At 40.5% G+C, this 20,200-nt stretch carries 21 protein-coding genes; 5 read left to right on the top strand and 16 right to left on the bottom strand.

Translation table 11 applies throughout. The features are described from left to right. Nucleotides 1-143 precede the first annotated feature (143 nt). From NSU11_RS08770 to yneA, 3 genes are all read right to left on the bottom strand, one after another. On the bottom strand, nucleotides 144-374 hold the full coding sequence (locus tag NSU11_RS08770; RefSeq protein ID WP_024425132.1) for a DUF896 domain-containing protein: 231 nt from the start codon (nucleotides 372-374) through the stop codon (nucleotides 144-146). A 69-nt stretch (nucleotides 375-443) separates the two neighbouring features. Beyond that, entirely contained in the window at nucleotides 444-1,091 is a 648-nt protein-coding gene (locus NSU11_RS08765) for a recombinase family protein (protein WP_024425131.1), read from the bottom strand. A 17-nt stretch (nucleotides 1,092-1,108) separates the two neighbouring features. Further along, nucleotides 1,109-1,420 carry a cell division suppressor protein YneA gene (gene yneA, locus NSU11_RS08760; protein ID WP_024425130.1) on the bottom strand — a complete coding sequence of 104 codons (312 nt, stop codon included), beginning with the start codon at nucleotides 1,418-1,420 and terminating at the stop codon, nucleotides 1,109-1,111. Nucleotides 1,421-1,578: 158 nt separating this feature from the next. Between yneA and lexA the strand changes: the two genes are divergently transcribed. After that, a complete protein-coding gene (gene lexA / locus NSU11_RS08755) occupies nucleotides 1,579-2,199 on the top strand; it encodes a transcriptional repressor LexA (RefSeq protein WP_024425129.1) in 621 nt (206 codons plus the stop codon). Nucleotides 2,200-2,243: 44 nt separating this feature from the next. Here lexA and NSU11_RS08750 read toward each other — a convergent pair whose 3' ends face one another. Further along, nucleotides 2,244-2,690 (bottom strand): hypothetical protein, encoded by a 447-nt coding sequence (locus tag NSU11_RS08750; RefSeq protein WP_024425128.1) that lies wholly within the window; start codon nucleotides 2,688-2,690, stop codon nucleotides 2,244-2,246. A 295-nt stretch (nucleotides 2,691-2,985) separates the two neighbouring features. Here NSU11_RS08750 and NSU11_RS08745 point away from each other — a divergent pair, with 295 nt between their 5' ends. Next, nucleotides 2,986-3,528, top strand: coding sequence for an IseA DL-endopeptidase inhibitor family protein (locus tag NSU11_RS08745; RefSeq protein WP_024425127.1), 543 nt, complete (start codon nucleotides 2,986-2,988; stop codon nucleotides 3,526-3,528). A 32-nt stretch (nucleotides 3,529-3,560) separates the two neighbouring features. Here NSU11_RS08745 and NSU11_RS08740 read toward each other — a convergent pair whose 3' ends face one another. The 7 genes from NSU11_RS08740 to NSU11_RS08710 form a co-directional block, all read right to left on the bottom strand. After that, nucleotides 3,561-4,409, bottom strand: a complete 849-nt coding sequence (locus tag NSU11_RS08740; protein ID WP_024425126.1) for an STAS domain-containing protein — start codon at nucleotides 4,407-4,409, stop codon at nucleotides 3,561-3,563. Between the two features lie 145 nt (nucleotides 4,410-4,554). Next, nucleotides 4,555-4,935: a NucA/NucB deoxyribonuclease domain-containing protein gene (locus NSU11_RS08735; RefSeq protein ID WP_051149980.1), complete on the bottom strand. Its 381-nt coding sequence runs from the start codon at nucleotides 4,933-4,935 to the stop codon at nucleotides 4,555-4,557. Between the two features lie 258 nt (nucleotides 4,936-5,193). Next, nucleotides 5,194-6,102, bottom strand: a complete 909-nt coding sequence (locus NSU11_RS08730) for a trypsin-like serine protease (protein ID WP_024425124.1) — start codon at nucleotides 6,100-6,102, stop codon at nucleotides 5,194-5,196. A 193-nt stretch (nucleotides 6,103-6,295) separates the two neighbouring features. Beyond that, nucleotides 6,296-9,439, bottom strand: coding sequence for a bifunctional cytochrome P450/NADPH--P450 reductase (locus NSU11_RS08725; RefSeq protein ID WP_342493880.1), 3,144 nt, complete (start codon nucleotides 9,437-9,439; stop codon nucleotides 6,296-6,298). 21 nt (nucleotides 9,440-9,460) lie between these two features. Further along, on the bottom strand, nucleotides 9,461-10,039 hold the full coding sequence (locus NSU11_RS08720; protein ID WP_024425122.1) for a TetR/AcrR family transcriptional regulator: 579 nt from the start codon (nucleotides 10,037-10,039) through the stop codon (nucleotides 9,461-9,463). A gap of 221 nt (nucleotides 10,040-10,260) precedes the next feature. Next, entirely contained in the window at nucleotides 10,261-10,971 is a 711-nt protein-coding gene (locus NSU11_RS08715) for a DUF421 domain-containing protein (RefSeq protein ID WP_024425121.1), read from the bottom strand. 64 nt (nucleotides 10,972-11,035) lie between these two features. Then, nucleotides 11,036-13,252, bottom strand: coding sequence for an RNA ligase (locus NSU11_RS08710; protein WP_024425120.1), 2,217 nt, complete (start codon nucleotides 13,250-13,252; stop codon nucleotides 11,036-11,038). 110 nt (nucleotides 13,253-13,362) lie between these two features. Between NSU11_RS08710 and NSU11_RS08705 the strand changes: the two genes are divergently transcribed. Continuing rightward, nucleotides 13,363-13,554 (top strand): hypothetical protein, encoded by a 192-nt coding sequence (locus tag NSU11_RS08705; RefSeq protein WP_024425119.1) that lies wholly within the window; start codon nucleotides 13,363-13,365, stop codon nucleotides 13,552-13,554. Between the two features lie 12 nt (nucleotides 13,555-13,566). Here the strand turns inward: NSU11_RS08705 and NSU11_RS08700 are convergent, their stop codons facing one another. From NSU11_RS08700 to NSU11_RS08685, 4 genes are all read right to left on the bottom strand, one after another. Further along, nucleotides 13,567-14,475 carry a DMT family transporter gene (locus tag NSU11_RS08700; RefSeq protein WP_024425118.1) on the bottom strand — a complete coding sequence of 303 codons (909 nt, stop codon included), beginning with the start codon at nucleotides 14,473-14,475 and terminating at the stop codon, nucleotides 13,567-13,569. 154 nt (nucleotides 14,476-14,629) lie between these two features. Further along, entirely contained in the window at nucleotides 14,630-15,481 is an 852-nt protein-coding gene (locus NSU11_RS08695) for an SDR family oxidoreductase (protein ID WP_024425117.1), read from the bottom strand. Between the two features lie 100 nt (nucleotides 15,482-15,581). Next, nucleotides 15,582-15,995 (bottom strand): Rrf2 family transcriptional regulator, encoded by a 414-nt coding sequence (locus tag NSU11_RS08690; protein WP_024425116.1) that lies wholly within the window; start codon nucleotides 15,993-15,995, stop codon nucleotides 15,582-15,584. Between the two features lie 48 nt (nucleotides 15,996-16,043). Continuing rightward, nucleotides 16,044-16,517 carry a glutathione transferase gene (locus NSU11_RS08685; protein ID WP_051170147.1) on the bottom strand — a complete coding sequence of 158 codons (474 nt, stop codon included), beginning with the start codon at nucleotides 16,515-16,517 and terminating at the stop codon, nucleotides 16,044-16,046. A gap of 165 nt (nucleotides 16,518-16,682) precedes the next feature. On the opposite strand from NSU11_RS08685, the gene NSU11_RS08680 reads away from it, so the two are divergent. Beyond that, nucleotides 16,683-17,126, top strand: coding sequence for a DUF2188 domain-containing protein (locus tag NSU11_RS08680; protein ID WP_024425114.1), 444 nt, complete (start codon nucleotides 16,683-16,685; stop codon nucleotides 17,124-17,126). Between the two features lie 217 nt (nucleotides 17,127-17,343). Here the strand turns inward: NSU11_RS08680 and NSU11_RS08675 are convergent, their stop codons facing one another. Next, nucleotides 17,344-18,192 carry a Ku protein gene (locus tag NSU11_RS08675; RefSeq protein ID WP_342493879.1) on the bottom strand — a complete coding sequence of 283 codons (849 nt, stop codon included), beginning with the start codon at nucleotides 18,190-18,192 and terminating at the stop codon, nucleotides 17,344-17,346. Between the two features lie 115 nt (nucleotides 18,193-18,307). Here NSU11_RS08675 and NSU11_RS08670 point away from each other — a divergent pair, with 115 nt between their 5' ends. Continuing rightward, nucleotides 18,308-20,140, top strand: a complete 1,833-nt coding sequence (locus NSU11_RS08670) for a DNA ligase D (RefSeq protein ID WP_283860098.1) — start codon at nucleotides 18,308-18,310, stop codon at nucleotides 20,138-20,140. The last annotated feature ends 60 nt before the right edge of the window (nucleotides 20,141-20,200 follow it).

Genomic DNA, 20,200 nt, shown 5'->3' with positions numbered 1-20,200 from the left:
ACTGTCCTTTTTTCACAACTATTTCACGCTGAAAAAGAAGGATTTTGTCACATTTAGTTTATCGATCACCTAAAAAGTTATGCAAATATGAAAAAAGACGAGAATATTCTTCCCATCTTTTCAAAATTCAAGAAATCACAGCCTTAATGAAGGTTCTGATCTTTTTCTCTTTTTAATTTTTCTGGTGTAACATCGTTTCCTTCAGGGTCAACGATTTTAACAGTTTTAAGTGTATTTTTCATAGAAGAACGAAAAGCTTTCAAATACTCTTCTCTCAACTGCTTTTGTTCTGTTTTTTCAGCGTCTGATAAACCGGTCTCTTTCGATTTTTTTGAAAGCTCATTTATTCTTGCAAGCTGTTCTTTAGAAATCATGACAAACTCCTTTAAAGCATTTTCTCTACATACTACTAAATATCAATCATTTTGACAACAAATCACGCTTTAGGTGGTAAAGCCTTTTTCATATTCTTGATACCTTCTATGCACCGTTGCTTTTGAAATGTCAAAACCTAATGCCTGAAGAGTTGCGGCAATTTCGGCGAACGTCATGTTATTTTTTCTTAATCGAACAATTTCTGATATCGGCACTTCAATACGCTCACGGCCAGGTGCATGGTTCTGCTGCCTTAAATTCAGTTCAGGCTGATATCCGCGCTCAACAGCCCTTTTCATCCCCCGCTTGATTTTCAGGTTATGAATTTTCCGTTGGTACTCTTCGACGACTCCTACAATCTCGATGACCATTTCATCTGCTTCTGAAAGCTCAAGCTCTCCTCTATGAAACATGCTGTATACCTTTACGTTCTCTTTAAATAGACAATGAAGAAGCGCAATTTTTGCTTGTCCTCTTCCAAGACGTGTTTCATCTTGGATAAGAACGGCATCGATCGACTCTTCCTTCAGTGCAGCAAGCATTTCAAACACGCCATCACGATCTAGCTCATATCCACTTGCTTTTTCTTTGATGACTTTGACCACATTCATCTTGTGCATGGCAGCTAAAGCCAGCAGTTCTTCTTCTTGTCTTTTCAGCGAGGTTTCCTGCTCTTCTTTCACAGTGCTTACTCTCGCATAAATGATTGCGTTCATGTCTTCAATCGACCTTTCTACTGTACTGTTGCAAGCTGATATACGACTGGATGCTCTTTTTTCACGGGTATGACAAGAATGTCTCCAGGCTGGATTTCTGTTGAAGCAAGATCATTGTGTTCTGTTACCCAGTCAATAAATGCATTTTTGTCGATTGATTTGCTGTCATTTACTTGATCAGCTAACCCCCACAGAGTATCTCCTGATTGAACCTCTATTTTAACATATTGATTTGAATCATTATGGCTTGTGACTGCAATAAGTGAGAGAAAAATGCCAACGATGAATGAGAATACCCCAATAAAAATAATAGATTCTTTTAACCTCATAATGTCATCTCTCCTAATAGAATATGTGTTCGCTCTTTCTGTCTCTCATTATAAATACGAACAAACGTTTCTGTCAAACGTTTTTTCGAACCTATGTTTGTACTGTTAGGAAAAACATGCTATAATTTCTTTAAAATTGACGTTTTGAGGTGCAAAAGATGACGAAGCTATCAAAAAGACAACTCGATATCCTGAAATTCATCAAAGATGAAGTAAAAAGCAAGGGTTATCCCCCATCCGTCCGTGAAATTGGAGAAGCTGTCGGTCTAGCATCCAGTTCAACGGTCCATGGACATTTAGCTAGACTAGAAACAAAGGGTTTAATTAGAAGAGACCCGACAAAACCTAGAGCGATCGAAGTACTAGATGAAGAGGAAATGAATATTCCAAAGAGTGCTGTAATGAACGTTCCAGTCATCGGAAAAGTAACGGCAGGCCTTCCTATCACAGCTGTTGAGAATGTAGAAGAATACTTCCCTCTTCCAGAGACATTTGCTGCACCAGACGAACAAGTGTTTATGCTTGAAATTATGGGAGAAAGTATGATTGATGCAGGTATTTTGGACAAGGACTATGTCATTGTGCGTCAGCAAAGCACTGCTAACAATGGTGATATTGTGGTCGCCATGACAGAGGAAGATGAAGCGACAGTGAAACGTTTTTATAAAGAAGATACACACTTTAGATTACAGCCAGAAAATCCATCAATGGAACCGATTATTTTACAGAATGTGAGTATACTAGGTAAAGTGATTGGCGTTTTTCGAAATATTCATTAAAAAAAGCCGGTATTCATCAGCTGCTGATGAGAACCGGCTTTTTCTTATGCACAAGAATAGGCAAGAATACTTGAGCTTGGGAAGGAACCAAATGTAAAGTTCGGCCATATAAAGCCAGTTGTTCGGCCAAAAGGCTGTGAGGAAAGAACGAACATTAAAAATACTTGGCCGTTTCTCAAAAGCACAATCGTCCATCTTCTATTACATCCCGCTGCAAATTGTACAGCTTGATGGCCTCCCCCTGCACCATGCCCAAATAGAAATGACTGCATACTTTGAGGCTGAGAGAGTGCTTGCTGATACTGCGAAATCATATGCTGCGGCGGTGCTGGCGGTGCCGATTGTCCGCCTGACCCTTGACCTGGCCAAGTACCTCCTCCAATCGGAAACCCAGGAAAACCTCCAATTTGAGGAATAGAAATCGATGGCAATCCCTGCATCTGCCTATCATATGAGTAACCATTCCCCATACCTTCATACGGATGATACATATTAAACACCACTTTCTTTAGACATTCATCACGACAGTATATGCCTTAAATAAAAAAGAGTGTTGAACGTCTAAATAGAAATTTTTCCAAAAGACGTTTCGTTCTTCTTTAGAACGGTTAAATAATGATTAAGAAGAAAAATAAAAAAAATGAAAACTTTTTGTCTCCCTCAAACGTTATATAATTAGAAACAAAAGAAATAAAAAACATTTAGATTTAATACTTGTAATATCTCTGTAATTATTGTAACATTTGTAACATAAGAAGTTTTCATTGAGAAAAGGAGGCAATCGCCTTGAAAAAATTATTTGTTTTATTAACTGCTATTATGCTTATGATCTCATTACAAACAACAACATTGGCCGCTTCCAAGAAATCAGCCGCTTTGACAAATAAAGAAGCGTTACATATTGCCCTTGATGCAAGAGAACATTTTTGGAGTGCAATGTCAGGCTACAAAATTAAAGACCATTCTAATGTCAAATTAAAATCATTTACCTATAAAGATATGACGTACAACTATCTTTCTAAAACATTTGATACAAAGAAAAAATTAAACAGCTACCTATCTCAAGTTTTCACTCCAGATGCCATCAAACATGGTTTAAAAGATTATCAGTTCATTGTTCATAAAGGCAAAATGGCTGTTCCAGTCGGTGATGGAGACAACATGCTCAATTGGGAAAAAGCCACACCTAAACTTGTTTCTAAAAAACAAACGGTCCGCACATATGAATTTACTGTCCCAACTCTTGATGGACGCAAAGTAAAACGAACTGTTACGTACGAAAAAGTACAAAAAAATTGGAAAGTCACACAAATTGACGCTGTCATCTAAATAAAAAACCAGGCCTTTCATCGGCCTGGTTTTTATATTGAAGAAAATTCAGTCATTCGGTCCAGCGCGTGAGCAAGTGATGATGCCGTGCGAAATTCATTAAAAGGAAGCCCAAGCTGCACTGCTGTTTGGGCAATTTCTGGTCTAATCCCTGAAATGGTCGTCTCTACTCCAATTAACCGAAGTGACGTGACAAGATCAAAGATTTGATGAGCCACCATTGTATCAATTATGACCACACCCGATAGATCAATACATAAATGCTGAACACCTTTTTGCGAGCACTGATTTAGCGTATTTTCTAAAATAATCTTTGCTCTCGCTGTGTCAATGTCACCTACTAAAGGCAATAACGCAATCTGGCTTTTTAGGACAATTACCGGCGAGCTCAATTCGTAAATCATATCTCTTTGAGCCACGAGTTTTTCGGTTGTATTTTTCACATATTGCTGGATAAACACATGGATTGAAATATTAAACGCTTCGGAAATTAAATCATACCAATAAAAGATGCGGTCAATATCAATTTCATCTTGACGCTGTTTGATAAATTCTTTTAAGTAATGCAGAACCACTCTTTGATTGGACATGTATTCTCTCACGACATAATCTAATGGTGTATTTAAATGCTTTGGGTCACTGGCTAAATCCTCAGACCATTTTTTAAATTCAGTATGTAAATACGTCTTATCTTCAATAATAGCTCGTATAAAATGCTGGTAATAATCTTGATTCTGCCGTTTTAGCTCTGCTATGATGCTGGAATCTGTTGAACGATATATGGATTCTGGATCATCGTCCTCAATTGATTCATACCATGTTTCAGTCAGCTTCTCTGCATGCTGCATAAAAAAATCGTATAATGCACTGTTCTTATCCATAAGCAAATGTCCCTTCACATTTTCTTCTTGTCAGTCTTTGTACCTTATAGATTGATTGTACCACTGAATCTTTTGACCCTGCTAGCTCGAATAGGCTCTGATGATAAACAAAAGAGCCCCCCACTCAAGGGAGACTCTTTCCGATTTATTTCACAATGAATAATATTCTTTTCCCATCAGGAAACCCGCTGATTTGATGCCCGACCCATGAGCCTGCCCCCCTATTATCAGATGGACTGACATATTGAACGCTTGCGCCTTTTCCTCCCTCAAGACAAACCGCCATTGGCCATTCATCCCTGTCAAAGCCAGGTTTTGTCGGAATTCCTTTTAATGATTCTTGCCTGCGGGCATCTGCTCCATTTCGGTCAATGGTACACACATCTGAATGCCCTTTTCGAATGGCTTCTTGAATATGACTGCCTGTTTCAGGGTACCTTTCCTTTGGAAATTGAACGACATGATCATATCGATCAGCCCCTTTTGCTGCCTGCTTCTCTCCAAATCCGCCAAACAACGTGCCCATCCATATCACAAAACATAAGGCGACAGCAGCGATCCAGCCTCTTTTCATCTTCAAAAGCGTGTGACCTCCTCATCCATCTTAAGCATCATCTTGACTTAAAGGAAATGTGTCATTTTAATGTATGAGTGGTGCGCAGATGACATGAGAAAAAAATGATGAGGCTCTCAATCTCAAATCTCTCAGGTTAGAAATATGAATCCTATCAAATCGATTCATACAAAAAAGCTTGTCCCCTATGAAGGAAACAAGCTCTATTTTTTATTGCGCTTTCGCATAGTTTATAAACTCAACAAAGGCAGCTGTCGCTTTCGGCCCGCCATTTATCGTTCCGTTTGAATACCCAGCGTTATGAACTCCAACGATTTGCTGGTTCTGATCCAGCATGGCAGAACCTGAATTTCCGCTGAATGTATCAATCGTATAGTATGCTAGATTCGTATCTTCTCTCGTCACAGGACCTGACATCTCCCATTGTGACACCTTGCCAGTCGATCTCATTTTATCACCAGGATATCCTGAGATTTTAATGGTTGTCCCAGTCAAGTTTGTCACCTGGCGGATGGATCGGTAGCCGACCGTATTGCCAATGTTCGTATCGGTTTTAATCACGGCAAAGTCATATTGGCTTGCACCAGTATTAATATACCCGCTTGGCACATAGAACTCAGTCATTTTTGCTGAACCGTTCACCGCTGTACTATCATTCATACCAGGATATACAGTCCCTTTCTCACTATAGCTTCTCGATGCCGTATTGTACACACAGTGTCCGTTTGTCAAAATTTTGTTAGGAGCAATGAGTGTTCCCGTACAGCTTGAGCCGCCAAATGTAATATAAGCAATCGAATTGTATGGTGCCACTCTTGTATTTGCTACTTTGGTTCTACCATCGTCTCCAATGACGACTTTCGTTTGAAAATCTTTTAAATATTTTGATAGTGGTTTTACTTTTTCGCCAACAGTAGAAGAAAGATCATCCACTTTGTCAAAGGATGAGGGGGCTTTCGTATCATTGTGGAAATCACTTGAAGAAATCACTTTACCATCAGAAGTCACCATGTCATAATCAGACGTTAGTACTGAATCCGATGCGGCATGGGCAAAACTAGGCACACTTAAAGCACCAAAAACGAGAAGAGAAGGGAGTAACATTTTCACCTTTTTCATCATATTCCTCCTTTATGTCCTATATCAAAAATCATACGATTGTTTCATATTGGAGTAAATGAGAGAATATTCTTATTTTTTACAAAATATTTCATTTCCAAATTAGGTGTTTTGTATCTTCCCAACCTTCATTCTATCGATCTCTTTCTATGAGAATAGAAAAAACCGCCTAATAGGCGGTCTTTCCTCTTTGTCAGCTCCACACATCTTTTACATATCTATTGTCATTTGCGAGGGTTGTCAGCCAATTTTCAGCTGTTTCTCTCGAGCATTGTTTCTCGTTTTGATAAAGATCGATCAGTGTAGCCTCTACATCAGGGGCCATAACTTTTCCGTCTCCGCACACGTACAGATAAGCACCTTGATCAAGCAATTCGATCAGCATGCCGCCGTCTTCTTTCAACAAATGCTGGACATATACTTTTTGCTCATCGTAACGAGAATAAGCACGATGGATATGGACAATGCCGTTTTGCGCTGCAAGCTTCATTTCATCAAAATACAGATCATCTTCCTGAGGGTGACGGCAGCCAAAATATAGGTGGGCTTCGCCTAGCTGCTTCCCTTCCTTCTGCCACACTTCTCTTGCCTGAACAAATCCTCTAAATGGAGCGATTCCTGTACCTGGTCCAATCATAATCATCGGTATGTCTGATGAAGGGGGCAGCTGGAATCCGTCTTGTGCTTCATGCAGGAAGCAGGCTACTTCTTCCCCTTCTTTCAGACCACATAAATAGGTTGATGCGACTCCGGCATATTCTCCGCTGCCGCTCCATGCTTTACCTTTGACAACTGCCACTGTGATACTGACTTTTTCTTCATCTACCTTTGGCGAGCTAGAGATCGAATAATAACGCGGCTTCAAACCTGGTAAAAGCGCCAAAAAGTGTACAAATGGCAGCTCACACGCTTCATATTGATCTAATAAATCCAGCATGGTTACTCGTTTCTTTAAGATGGCTTCTTGATATGCTTCACCAGCCATTTGTTCAAGTTCTACGCGGTGAGGCGGACATACCGTATGTGCTGCAAGCTCTCTTAGCTGTGTACGTGTTGCAGGTTCTTGAAGCTCAACATGCGAGGCAAGTAATTCTTTGATTGGAATCGGCTGATCTAATGGTAAATGACTTGCCTCTTTATCAGATGAGAGCTTAATGCGCTGCTCTGGATCTAGTTTAAAGCGGCAGGTCACACGCTCAACGAGTGCATCACTATTTTTCGGCACAATCCCGATATGATCCCCTTCTTTGTATGCTTTGCCAGCAGGCAACTTCAGTTCAATATGTCTTGTCTGCCGCGTGCTTGTTTCTGATTGTAATTCTTCATTTTTCAATACAACAGCTGAAAAGGCATCATATATTTTAGCTACAGGACGCTCCACTAGCTCATTCGTATAAGAAACTGATAGGTTTGGTTTTTCCTTCCCCTTTTCTTGGAAGGTGAGCTTAAATTCTTTTGCAAGCTGTTCGAAGACTGTTTTCTGGAAGATTTCTTTATCCTCATCCATATCACCGCCTGCATCACCTTCTCCTAAATCAGCTACACGTTTGGCTCCTTTTCTTTCTAGAGCTTCATCAATTAGACGGGGGATCCGCTGGTACGTACTCGCCCAATTTCGATCTCCGCATCCAAAGACAGCAAATGTCACGTTTGATAAATCCTGCTCTTCATCCTGCGCCAGCCAATCCACAAATTGCTTCGCATTGTCAGGCGGATGTCCGTTGTATGAAGCGGTCACGATGAAGACAGCACCTGTATCTGGCAATTGGCGTGTAAAGTCATCAAGCGGCGCAGTGGTCACATCAAACCCTTTTGCTTTCCCATCTTCAGCCAATTCGTTCGCTATTTGCTTCGCCGTACCAAGATTTGATCCGTATAAAACTAGCAGCGGTGTACCGTGACTCGCCACTTTTGACTCATGAGATTTGGTGCTTTTCTTAGATTCTTCTTTCGGTGGTGCCATAAAGAATTGCTGGTTCCTTGGCCGCACTTTGATTTTAAAATCGTTAGGTTTAATTGTGAGAGATTCTTTTAAATCAAGCTCATAAGATGTGTAATCAATTAACTCTAAATTGTGCAGAACCATCGCGAGAACCATCGTAGCTTCATGCAGGGCGAACTGCATACCGATACATGCACGCTGTCCATTCCCAAAAGGCTTGTAGGCATGTTGCGGGATTTTCTCAGGATGTGTAAACCGCTCTGGTTTAAATTCTTCAGCATCCTCGCCCCATACCGCTGGATCACGGTGTAATTTAGGGAGCAGAACAGAGACACTTTGATTTTTTTGAATCGGATATTTTCCCCCGATTACTGTGTCCTCTTTCGCATAAAGAGAGAACGTAGGCGCTGTTGGCCAGAGGCGGAGAGCTTCATTTAACACCATACGAGTGTAGCTTAGCTTTTGCACCTGTTTAAATGCCGGAAGCCCGCCCTGCAGTACCTCATCTGCTTCTTGGACGGCTTTCTTTAATTTCTCTGGATTCTTCAGTAAGAAATAAATCGCAAATGATAGCAGCCCGCTTGTTGTTTCGTGGCCTGCAATTAAGAAGGTGATGATTTGATAACGGATATTTTCATCGGATAAACGTTCACCTGTTTCAGGGTCCTCTGCATGCAGCATAAGAGACAGTAAATCATCGCCCGCTTTATCTTGTTTTCTTCGTTCCTGAATAATGTCATCTACTAATTGCTTCATAAAATCGACATGCTGGTCAAATTCTTTTCTTCTTTTGATCATGAGTTTATCTGCAATTGGCAATCGACTCGACTGCTCCATTGCTTCATTTAAGCCTTTCAGCATGCTGTCGATAAACGGATGCTGATTTTCTTTATAAAAGCTGTTAAAGCGAAAATCAAAACCGCAAAGGCCGATCGTATCTAAAGTCAGCTTTGTCATATCCTCAGCTACTTCAATTTCTTCATCGCGGCCTGTTCTTTGCCATTTTTGCACAAGCTGTGTGGCAATATCGAGCATCATCTCATGATAGCCCTTCATGGCCTGCTGGCTGAATGCAGGCATCAAAATTTGATGAGCCTTTCTCCAGTTCGGTTCTTCTGTCCAGCTTGTAAATAGTCCGTCCCCTGCAAATGCTCTTACTTTACTCAGACTAGTTCCAATAAATTTATCAAAACGGCTTTCGTCACATACTTCTTTGACAAGTTCATGGCTGGAAACAAAAATACTTGTTGCATTTGAAAATTCAAACTGAAAGATCGGTCCTAATTCATCTGCCAGCCGCCAAAAGGTTTGAGCAAGCTCTCCCTTTTTTATATGGGGAATATTTTTTAAAGGTCCGTATGTTTTTGGTTTTGGAATGATTGATGTTTGCTTCATATGCCCACTCCCTTTATTTCTTTAAGATGCAATGCTAATGGCGCGCCATAAACATTGCTCAATATCCTCTAAAAATTCAATCGTTGGCTCTATTTTTTCTGCAAGAATTTGTTTATGCAGCTGCACGAAGGCACCAAATACAATGGATAAAATGGTTCTGCCTGAGAGGTTTGGGTGAATCCCATCCTTTTTTCCTTCTTCAAAGATAAGGAATAGCTCATGTAACAAATGCTGCATTTTCTCTTTGCTCGTCTCGTCTAAGTAATGGGACCGTTTATCAATCTCTAAGAAATACAGCCCGCTTGGATTCTCCTTTGTAAATAAAACTAAGCAATAAAATACATGCTTAAAGTACGCCCGAATACTTAACTTTGGATCTGGACTGTTTGTGTTCATTTTTTCGATAAATGCTGAGAGGCTGCGCTGGTACAAAATATTGACGAGTGCCTCCTTGCTGTCAAAATAACGGTAAATGGTGCCCGCTCCGACGTTTGCTCTTTTTGAAATCATCGGCATTGTGGTGCCATCAAAGCCTCGTTCAATAAATAGTTCCAGCGAAGCCTTCATGATCTGTTCTTGTTTATCAGTCACTGCTGGCATTTCATCCCCTCCTTTATAGGAATGAACGTTCATTCCGCTTGTGGTATATTATATTAATATTTTAATTTCATCTATTTATACTTAAACATACTTATTTTATTCCGTCACTACATTTTCTGAAAATAATAATAATTGAGAAATGATACCTAGTCACATGACATCCAAAGGGCTTATAAAGATTGTCAAATGTGTGTCATGCAGGTGTCATCAGCACTACACATTCATTCCTGATCGATTGGGGAATGAATGTGGTCGTCATATGTATCAATATATAAGCTTCCATTACTTGAACGGACAGCATAAACAATGTCCTTTAAGGACAGCTGCCTTTTTTTCAGCTCTTCTTCTATCCATTGCTCTGTTAATTGATTTTCTTGTATATTTTTTTGGATGAGTTTCCCGTCCATGATGACTTCAATCGGCATGTAACGCTCTGCCTCCATGAATAAATGAAGATCCTTCCGCGTGACTTTTTCAAACGAAGGGTATTTTTTCACTGACATATGCCCATCTGTTTCAATCATTGCAAATTCAACTTCGCTAATATCAAAGATGTCTTTTTCTCTCAGCTGCTGATTTAAATAATCAAGGGTATATCTCATCCCTTTCATATTTCCTTCAAGAATTTTTCCATTTTGTATGACAAGTGTTGGTTTACCCGCCATCAACCCTCTCATCTTCCGGCTTCTTAATGCAAGCAGGGAAATCACATAAATAATCATGACAAGTGACACAAAGGAAATCGTTGTGTGCTGAAGCGGGAGCGTTGTATTAAACGCCAGGTTCGCTGCAATTGAACCTAAGCTGATGGCTGCTATAAAATCAAAAATATTCATTTGCGCAATGGTTTGTTTCCCTAAAAGACGTGCTCCTCCAAATAAAATCGCAAAAGCAAACATCGTCCGAAGAATGACTTCAATATGGTCAGACATGCAAGTATCCACCTTTCAATTGCATCAAAAAAAGCCTTTTCCTTAGAAAAGACTCTTTGTTAGACTATGCATTTATTTCATCATTATTCAATTGGACAGTACCGCTTTGTTCAAATTGTGATCGCAGTTCAATAATTGAGCTATTCCTCACATGATCTGCTTCTTGCTCAAGAAGCCATGTATAAAATCTTGCTTGCTCCGCTGTCTGCAAAGCCTGCATATATTTTTGCGAGGTACGCTTCTCTGCAACGCGCTGCTTCATCCCGCGCATCTGCTTCCAGAATTGATAATAAGGGAGCTTGAGTTTTGTCATAAAGCCTTGATCATCCTCAATGACATACCCCTCTTCTTTAATTGTATTATCATGAGAGACAGCCTGATACCATTTATAAAAAGACGTCCAATCATGGAAAACAGCCACTTCCTGCTTGCAGGATATTCCAAGCTGTTCACTTAATCTTTTCACTTCAGCGAATGGTGCTTTTTCATAGCTTAACTGCCGCTTCACAATATCAAGTAAAATGAGTTGATCTTGTTCATATGTGATAATATGCGGATCTTTTTTTGGCAAAATGACTTCAAACACAAGAGATACATGGTGGTCACGGACATATGATTTAATGTAATCAGCCTGCACGTCACTGAAGGTCTTATTAAATAGCTCTTCGACCCATGAAGCATGCTGATTTTGTTTCACATGTGATGTATAGGATTTGGATGTAAACACCAATTCATCTTCCATTTCATTATACCCAACAGTTCCTAAGTATCCATTTGCTTTATCATATACGGTGACAGGGAATTGAAGATGGTTCACTAAATGCTGCATTCTTGTCTCCGGACGCTCATCAATGTTAAAAAATTTATTGTAGCTTCTAGACACAATCTGCTTAGAAACCATATTGACAAACAAACCTCTTGCTTTCACATTCACATCATCCCACTGCCGTTCACTAAAAGCCTTTTTCGTAAAATTAAAAGATGAAATATGGTGCGGAAGCTTTAATTCCTGTACGTATTCATGCTGATCTAAATGAGCTAAAAAATCATCCAGTGAAATATCTGGCTGAACAGCAGCCGATTGTTTTTTCTCAGACGCTCTGTAGACTGGATTGTCGATTTCATGAGTCTCAATCCCGTCAGGTGTGATTTTCAACACCCGCAGCTGCCCCCCAAATTCAACCTGACCTTCTAGGTTATAAGACCTTTCCGCTGCGTGAATAGGCAGTCTGTATAAATTGCGATGCCCGTGAATTTGGATGATATCCAGCCCAGCCGTATTTTGTACAAATAAGTGATCAATATCATCTGAATATTCTCCTACGCCGTGAATGAGCTGCTGTGTTGAGACATGCAGAAGTTCTTCTGGCAAATGAGCAAGCCCGCCATGTGTAACAAGAAATGTCTGATCATGGTACGTAAAATAAGTAAGCTGATGAAAGGTTCTGACAAACTTTCGTACTTCCTTCAAATCAAAGTTTGCTGCTTCAATTTCAGGCACAGTATGACGATTAAACATATTGCTTCTGACTTTTTCACCATGTGCAAACCGGTATAAATGCTGATCATGATTGCCTTCAATGACGATGACATTCCGGCATTCCCTATGGGCGAGCATCCATTCTAATACTTCTTTGTTTTCTATTCCTCTATCAAGCAAGTCACCTGCAAAGATATAAAGTTCGTTTTCTTTGATGTCTCCTTGCAAATAGGTGGTAAGTGCGGTGTAACAACCGTGAATATCTCCGAAAACATGAATGGCCTCATATTGATCAAAGGATCGAGGCTGATAAGTCATCACTTGCGGATAATCCTCCGGCTGCAAAACAGTCACCCATGATGGGACCTTTTCTGTTTTTAACCGCTCGTTCATTTGATACAAAACAGATTCCCGCACCACTTTGTGAGATTCACGTGAGCGATTTTGCAAAAGAGCTGTTTCAAGGGGGACCTGCGTGAAATCGACGACATACACCCTGTAACGATAAGATGTCGCTAAAGACTTATATTGAGAAATCGATTTACTTGAAATATGTGTCGCATCAATCACAGTAAAGTCTCCGCGCTCCATACGGGCTGTGAGTAGATCGAATAATAAAGACCAAACTTTGTGGTCATGCTTGCTTGAAATGTCTAGTTTCCCATTGACTGATAGCTGCGGCGGCTGAGTTAACAGCCGGATTTGATCCGCTGATAAAGTGTAAGGCTCTAAGCCTTGTTCTTTGATCCATGTTGATTTACCTACGCCTGGGAGACCTCGTAAAAGGACTAAAGTTCTCATATTGGTTCTCCTTTAATGAGTGATATTTTACCTATTATAGATAAATTATGGATAAATCTCAATCTTTTATTGATTATGGTAATATATAGATAGAAAAGGAGGTTTTACGTATGTCTAATAGAGAGAATATGGCATTCAACATGGGAGATCTTCTATTTCAAGTGTTCTCTCTTCTATTCATTGCCTTTATTGTGACAATCATTGTTATCGCGTTTCGCATGATTAGAAGAAAACGAATGGAATTGAAAAAAATCGAGGCAAGATTAAACAAAGTGATTGAAAAAAACGATTTAAAAGAGTAAAAAATCCGGAAGTTAACCGGATTTTTTTGTTTTCATCACGATACCTTGACGCTGCTGCATCAAAAAGAAAAAGACGCCTAAAAGAACAAGCAGACCGCCAAGCATTTGAAGCAGCGTGACTTTCTCTCCAAGCAGCCATACAGCAAGGATCGTTGCCCCAACAGGTTCACCTAGAATACTCATTGAAATGGTAGTCGCATTAACATAGGTTAATAGCCAATTATTAATGACATGAGACATCGTGGGAATAATGGCGAGCAATAAAAAGATTCCCCACTCTTTAACCGGATAGCCTATAAAAGGAGTTTGCTGAAGCAGGTTGAATAAAATTAAAAAAAGACCGGCAAAGCCAAATACACAAAAACTATAAATCCAATGAGATATTTTTCTAACAGCCTGTTGGCCTATTAACAAATAACAAACAACAGCGATCACACTCAAAAAGGATAAAATATCTCCTAAGATGGCTTCCTTGCTATGACCAATATCTCCCCAGCCTATCATGAGGGCACCAACAATCGCCCCACACATCGTTAATATTGCAGACATTGTTGTTCGTTCACGGAAAATGAGGAATCCTCCTAATAAGGACACCATCGGCTGAAGGGCGATAATAATGGTAGAGCTTGCCACTGTCGTCAGCTTCAGTGAGCCAAACCATAACACAAAGTGAAGCCCTAAAAAGAAGCCTGAGGTACATAAGAAAAACCAGTCTCTGCGCTTTATCGAGAGAAATTCTTTTTTTCTTGGCAAGATAAACGGCAGCATGAGAGCCGCCGCAAAAATCATTCGATACATACTTAAAATAGCAGCAGGTGCATTTGACCATTTCACAATGATTGCAGAAAACGAAATGGCAATAATTGAAATCACAAGCGGCAGTGCAATTGATTTCGTTTGAGCAGTTGTCTTCATTTCCATTAGCAGCTTCCTTTACATCAGCAGTAGATGAGCAGTTCATCTTGTATGTCGTCATCTTACTATGTCCATTCACCTAGTGGCAAGATGATTTTTTAAAACTGGCGTGAGCTTTTCGGATGGAAAAAACGCCCTTTTCATAGGGCGTTTTTGTTGTTTATTCTGAAATCAATTCACGAATTCTCTCTTCAATAGGTGTTAACGGCCGGCCTAGTAATGTTTCGAAATCTTGACTTTCGACAGCTAAAGCACCATCGCGTATGCCGCTTTGAATGGCTTTGACAAATGGCACTGCTTCTTTTGGTACACCATTTGAAGCTAAAAAGTCTCCAAAGGTGTCTACATCTATTTTTTCTACTTTGATTTCTTTTCCACTCACCTTACTAACAATTTGTGCAAGTTCACTATGCGTCCGAAGAGGTCCTGACAGTTCATATATCTCCTGATCATGTACGGCAAGTGTTAACGCATTTGCTGCCGCTTCTGCGTAGTCATTTCTTGTTGCCCAGCCAACCTTTCCTTCGCCAATAGGGCTTAAAAATGGTGCGCCGCTGACTGACGCCAGAATCGTATCCTTTTCGTTTTCAACATACCAGTTGTTTCTTAAAAATACATGAGGAATGCCAGAGGCCAAAATGGCTTCTTCTGTTTTGGCATGGTCATTTGCAAGGACAAGCTGACTCTCTCTTGCATTGACAACACTTGTATAAGCAATAAACCTCACATTTGCTGCTTTCGCCGCTTCAATTGCTGCTTTATGCTGCTCGACGCGGTCACCATCCGCTGTTGAAATGATCAACAGACGATCAATGCCCTTAAATGCTGATGCCAGGGTGTCTGGCTGAGTAAAATCTCCATGGCGTACATCCACCCCTGCATCCTTCAAATGTGCTGCTTTTTGCGGATTTCGAACACTGACTGAAATTTGTTCAGCCGGTACTTTTGTGAGCAAATGCTTGACGACGAGCGATCCAAGTTGTCCCGTTGCGCCTGTTACTAATAATTTCATTTGTTGACCTCCTCATTTTTCGTTCAACGGTGATGTACATTCGTTATAATCGAAATGGTTACAACAATGGTGTAAAAAAAGCTCTAAAGTACGAGCTTTTTTATTCCGCCTCTGTTAATAATTGCTGAATTGTCACTTGCTTTAGGTGATTCTCAAGTGCAGCTTGTGCTTCTTTTAGTTCATGCCGAAGTCTCGTGTCCATCGCTTGACCAATCGGGCATGCGATGACGGGCTGATGAAAGTTAAATAATTCTTTATCCTCGCTTACATCCACAGCGCGATACACATCTAACAGCGTGATGTCCTCAGCCGGTCTTTTTAAATAAGCACCGCCCACACCGCGGCGAATTTCAATGAGACCCGCCCGTTTGAGCATTGCCATCATTTTTCGAACAATGGCTGGATTTGAATTCACGCTCTCTGCAATAAAATCACTAGTACACTCTTTTGGAACACCTGCAATAAATGACACAATATGAACAGCAATCGGATACCTGCTGCTAATTTGTTTCACAATCTTTCACCACCGTTGTAATCAATATAGTTACAATGAGTGATTTTGTCAATCAATAAACGGATTTTTCTTTTGGTCCCAGTCCTCATATGCCATGATATCGTAGTTTTCTGCTGTATCAAGTTCAAGCGGGGCAATGCATTCAAGCAGATTCTCATCTGGGTCAAGAAAATAGATCGCTGCATGAAATTGCGGCGGATTATCGAGAACTAAAGGCTGCTTTTCTTCTGAAAAACCAAACATTGGGTGAATACTGATGCCTCTTTCAATCAGCCAAGTCTTAATCTGTTCGATACTGGACGTTGTAATTTGAAAGGCAACGTGACGAGTCGAAGGATGGTATGGATAGGCATTTATATCTACTTTCCACAGTCCAAGCCAGCTCTTTCCTTTCTCAATCCATAAAAAAGCAACTCTTTCATTTTCATGAGCAAGTGTCAATTCCAATTTTTCATAAAACGCAATCGATGTCTTCAAGTCACTCACAGGTAAATGTGCTTCATACAAACCTTTCATCATCATCAAAATCACTCCTTTTCTATCTTCTATTCTGCGTGAATGAATGATATTCTGCCTCAGCAAAACGATGTATTTTATCCCTAACATTAGTTTGAGAGACATTGTATGTTTGATTTATTGCAGATGGGGGAAGGTGTTCAAATAAAATAACAGAAAGGAGCGGTCCATATGCCTTGGACGATGAACGATTATCCAGCTTCATTTAAATCATTAGACAACGTCATTCGAAAAAAAGCGCTTGAGATTGCCAATAAAATGATTCAGGAAGGCTATGAGGAAAATAGAGCCATTCCAATTGCAATCAGTCAAGCGAAAGAGTGGAAAAAGAACGCAGCGGAGAAAGAGGTAGAGAATTTTTCATCTCATGGTTCTGTCAAACCTTCAGAGAGCAGCAGCTCCACAAGACCAGAGCTCATGGATCATGCGCAGCATGTAGTGAAACACGAGGAAGGCTGGGCGATTCAAACAGAGAAAGCGAAACGAGCAAGTGAGGTCAAAGAAACAAAACAAGAAGCAATTGACCGGGCAAAGGAGATTTCAGCTAATAAAGGAACTTCCGTTGTCATTCATCGAAAAGACGGGACGATTCAGGACGTGTTAAAACCGCAATAAGACCGCTCGTCAGCGGTCTTAGCGTGTAGACAAACCCTCGCATTCGGTGTCAGTCCTGCGTGCCGGTGCTCACGAATGTTAAATTCGCTCCGCTCCGGTACTCGTCCTTCCTAGGGCTGCAAAGGTTTTCTATCACGCTGAAGGAAAAAAAAGGCTAAAATAAAGATCATTTTAGTCTTTTGTTAACAATTTAAGACCGCTTGTCAGCGGTCTTTTTTTAAGCATTCTTTTCTTTTTTCGCTGGAGTTTTTCTTTTCTTAGGTGCTGCTTTTTTCGCTTTGGCTGGTTTTGATCGGTCGATCGAAGCCTGTAGTGCGGCCATTAAATCTGTCACATTGGCTGCAGGATCTTTTTTGCCTGTCGTTTCTGGCTGAACGGTATGTTCTCCAGATATTTTATCGCCAATTAAATTCATCAGCTGTTCTCTGTATTCATCTTGATATGCCGCTGGATCGAACGTTGTGGTCAGCTGCTCGATTAAAAGGAGCGCTGTATCTAACTCTTTCTTGACAATGTTCTCCTCTTGGGGGATATTCGGTACATCTGATACTTGTCTAATTTCGTCAGGGAAATGAATGGTTTCCATCAGCAAAATATGTTCATAGCACCTAACGATCGCTAATTGCTCCTTTGAGCGGATCATAATTTTTGCCACACCAATTTTCCCCGACTCCTCTAAAGCTTTTCTTAATAATGAATAAGCTTTCGATCCGCCGGTATCCGGTGATAAGAAATAACTTCTTTCATAATAGATTGGATCTATCTCTTCAATCTTTACAAAATCAATGATTTCAACGGCTTTTTCTTCATTTTCTTTTCGCAGTTTTTCTAGCTCTTCATCGTCCAATTCAATAAATTTATTTTTCGCATATTCATACGCCTTCACAATTTGTTCTGGCGCTACCTCTTCACCGCAATTGGCACATACTTTCTTGTAGTTAATCGGCGTGTGACACTCTTTATGCAGCTGTCTTAATTTAATGTCTTTGTTCTCTGTAGCGGTAAACAGCTTGACTGGAATATTGACCAATCCGAAACTAATGCCGCCTTTCCATACTGTATGCATCGCGCTTCCTCCGTTCTTTTCTCCTTACTATGTAATGTTTTCATCAGACTTATGTATGTGATTGAAAATTTCATCCCACTCTAAGAACACATGATATAAGGAAGTGACATGCACAATGAAACCTATGCGATTAACACCTGCACATGATATACCTGCCGGTGCAGACTGGGTGTATGAATTAAAATATGATGGCTTTCGGGCTATTCTTGTATGGGAAGAAGACGAGATTCGTTTAGAAAGCAGGACCGGAAAACAGCTAAATGAGCAATTTCCTGAAGTGATGGATCAGTGCGAACAATTAAGAGACGAATTTGCTCCCTTTCTTCCACTGACACTTGACGGAGAATTGGTCTTTTTACTAAGTGAAGAGCAAAGTGAGTTTGCGAAGGTTCAGCAAAGAGGCAGGCTGAAAAACAAAGAAGCCATCCAAAGACAGGCTGAACGATTTCCATGTCATTTCATTGCATTCGATCTATTAAGCTGCAAAGGGAAACCTCTCGTTGATTCACCGTTGATGGAAAGAAAAAATCAGCTGCAGCAATTATTCCAAGAAGCAAAGCTCCCCTCATCAGTTCAGCTTGAGCACCCTTCCCTTTTGCAGGTCATTCATACAGACCCAGACTCTGAATACATGAAAAACGTGATGACGACATATTTAGCAGAAGGACTAGTAGCGAAAAAAAAGATGAGTAAATGGCATGACAATACTCGTTCAAAAGAATGGCTAAAAATGAAAAACTGGCGGTATGTCTCTGTCATTGTCACCCGTTTTGACAAAGAAAATGGCTATTTTCAAGGTTCCATTTATCAAGATTCGGCTCTCATCGAGGTTGTCCAATTCAAGCATGGTTTTTCTAAAGAAGAAGAACAAACGCTGCGTACGCTATTTCAGACAAAAGGCCAGTTAACAGGAGGATCATTATACGAAATCCCTCCTTCTATCGTTGCCAGCATTGCTTGTATATCCTTTGATGGATCGGCGTTAAGAGAGCCGCGTTTTTCTTCCTTTTTACTAGATGCTGATCCAGCAGCATGTACATTTCAGCAAATGCTCAAACAGCTGTATCCACTCCCTGCTGCTATAGACGTCACTCACCCTGAAAAACCGATTGTCCCGGCTCTTAAACTAAACAAGGCAGATTACTTACTTTATTTAAGACAAGCGGCTCCCTACCTTTTGCCCTTTTTACGTGAAAGGCGTCTTACTTTAATTCGGTATCCGCATGGCACTGGAGAAGAATTCTTTTATCAAAAGTCGACACCTGATTATGCGCCGGATTTTGTTTTAACAGATGAAGTTGATGATATTTCTTATACGGTCTGTAATGATCCTCGTACGCTTCTTTGGCTTGGCAACCAGCTGGCGATGGAATTTCATATCCCTTTTGAGACAAGAGATACGGATCGGCCGACAGAAATCGTCTTTGATCTAGACCCGCCATCTGTAAATGAGTTTCATCTAGCCATAGAAGCCGCTAAACGAATCAAAGCGCTTTTAGACGGGCTTTTTCTCACAGCCTTTATTAAAACAAGCGGAGGTAAAGGGCTTCAAGTCTATATTCCTTTAAAGAAAAACGCCTTCACATACGAAGAAACAAGACAATTCACCGCGTTCATATGCCAATTTTTATGTGAGCAAGCACCGGATCTTTTTACTCTGGAACGTCTTAAGAAAAAACGCGGCAATCGCTTGTATTTAGACTACATTCAGCACGATGCTGGTAAAACAATCATCGCTCCGTATTCTCCAAGAGGAAATGAGCTTGGACTTGTTGCGACACCCCTTGAATGGGACGAACTCTATCATGATGAGCTTCATCCTTCTCTTTTTACGATGCCGGCTGTTATAGAGCGTTTAAAGGAAAAGGGCGATCCGTTCCGCCGCATGAGGCACCTTGTGAATGATGATGCTTTTAGACAAGTCTTACATCAGCTTGCACACATGTGACCATCTCATCAGATGGACATTTGCGGTCATGACGCGTTACACTTATTCATTAGAGAGGAA

Source organism: Bacillus sp. FSL R5-0712 (assembly GCF_038593285.1).
Lineage (GTDB): Bacteria > Bacillota > Bacilli > Bacillales > Bacillaceae > Bacillus > Bacillus safensis.
This window is presented reverse-complemented; position numbering and strand designations above follow the sequence as displayed.

Bases quoted from the DNA above. Each gene is read 5' to 3' on its own strand.
- NSU11_RS08770 (WP_024425132.1), bottom strand. From the start codon at position 374: ATGATTTCTAAAGAACAGCTTGCAAGAATAAATGAGCTTTCAAAAAAA.
- NSU11_RS08765 (WP_024425131.1), bottom strand. From the start codon at position 1,091: ATGAACGCAATCATTTATGCGAGAGTAAGCACTGTGAAAGAAGAGCAG.
- yneA (WP_024425130.1), bottom strand. From the start codon at position 1,420: ATGAGGTTAAAAGAATCTATTATTTTTATTGGGGTATTCTCATTCATC.
- lexA (WP_024425129.1), top strand. From the start codon at position 1,579: ATGACGAAGCTATCAAAAAGACAACTCGATATCCTGAAATTCATCAAA.
- NSU11_RS08750 (WP_024425128.1), bottom strand. From the start codon at position 2,690: ATGTATCATCCGTATGAAGGTATGGGGAATGGTTACTCATATGATAGG.
- NSU11_RS08740 (WP_024425126.1), bottom strand. From the start codon at position 4,409: ATGGATAAGAACAGTGCATTATACGATTTTTTTATGCAGCATGCAGAG.
- NSU11_RS08735 (WP_051149980.1), bottom strand. From the start codon at position 4,935: ATGGGCACGTTGTTTGGCGGATTTGGAGAGAAGCAGGCAGCAAAAGGG.
- NSU11_RS08730 (WP_024425124.1), bottom strand. From the start codon at position 6,102: ATGAAAAAGGTGAAAATGTTACTCCCTTCTCTTCTCGTTTTTGGTGCT.
- NSU11_RS08725 (WP_342493880.1), bottom strand. From the start codon at position 9,439: ATGAAGCAAACATCAATCATTCCAAAACCAAAAACATACGGACCTTTA.
- NSU11_RS08720 (WP_024425122.1), bottom strand. From the start codon at position 10,039: ATGCCAGCAGTGACTGATAAACAAGAACAGATCATGAAGGCTTCGCTG.
- NSU11_RS08715 (WP_024425121.1), bottom strand. From the start codon at position 10,971: ATGTCTGACCATATTGAAGTCATTCTTCGGACGATGTTTGCTTTTGCG.
- NSU11_RS08710 (WP_024425120.1), bottom strand. From the start codon at position 13,252: ATGAGAACTTTAGTCCTTTTACGAGGTCTCCCAGGCGTAGGTAAATCA.
- NSU11_RS08705 (WP_024425119.1), top strand. From the start codon at position 13,363: ATGTCTAATAGAGAGAATATGGCATTCAACATGGGAGATCTTCTATTT.
- NSU11_RS08700 (WP_024425118.1), bottom strand. From the start codon at position 14,475: ATGGAAATGAAGACAACTGCTCAAACGAAATCAATTGCACTGCCGCTT.
- NSU11_RS08695 (WP_024425117.1), bottom strand. From the start codon at position 15,481: ATGAAATTATTAGTAACAGGCGCAACGGGACAACTTGGATCGCTCGTC.
- NSU11_RS08685 (WP_051170147.1), bottom strand. From the start codon at position 16,517: ATGATGATGAAAGGTTTGTATGAAGCACATTTACCTGTGAGTGACTTG.
- NSU11_RS08680 (WP_024425114.1), top strand. From the start codon at position 16,683: ATGCCTTGGACGATGAACGATTATCCAGCTTCATTTAAATCATTAGAC.
- NSU11_RS08675 (WP_342493879.1), bottom strand. From the start codon at position 18,192: ATGCATACAGTATGGAAAGGCGGCATTAGTTTCGGATTGGTCAATATT.
- NSU11_RS08670 (WP_283860098.1), top strand. From the start codon at position 18,308: ATGAAACCTATGCGATTAACACCTGCACATGATATACCTGCCGGTGCA.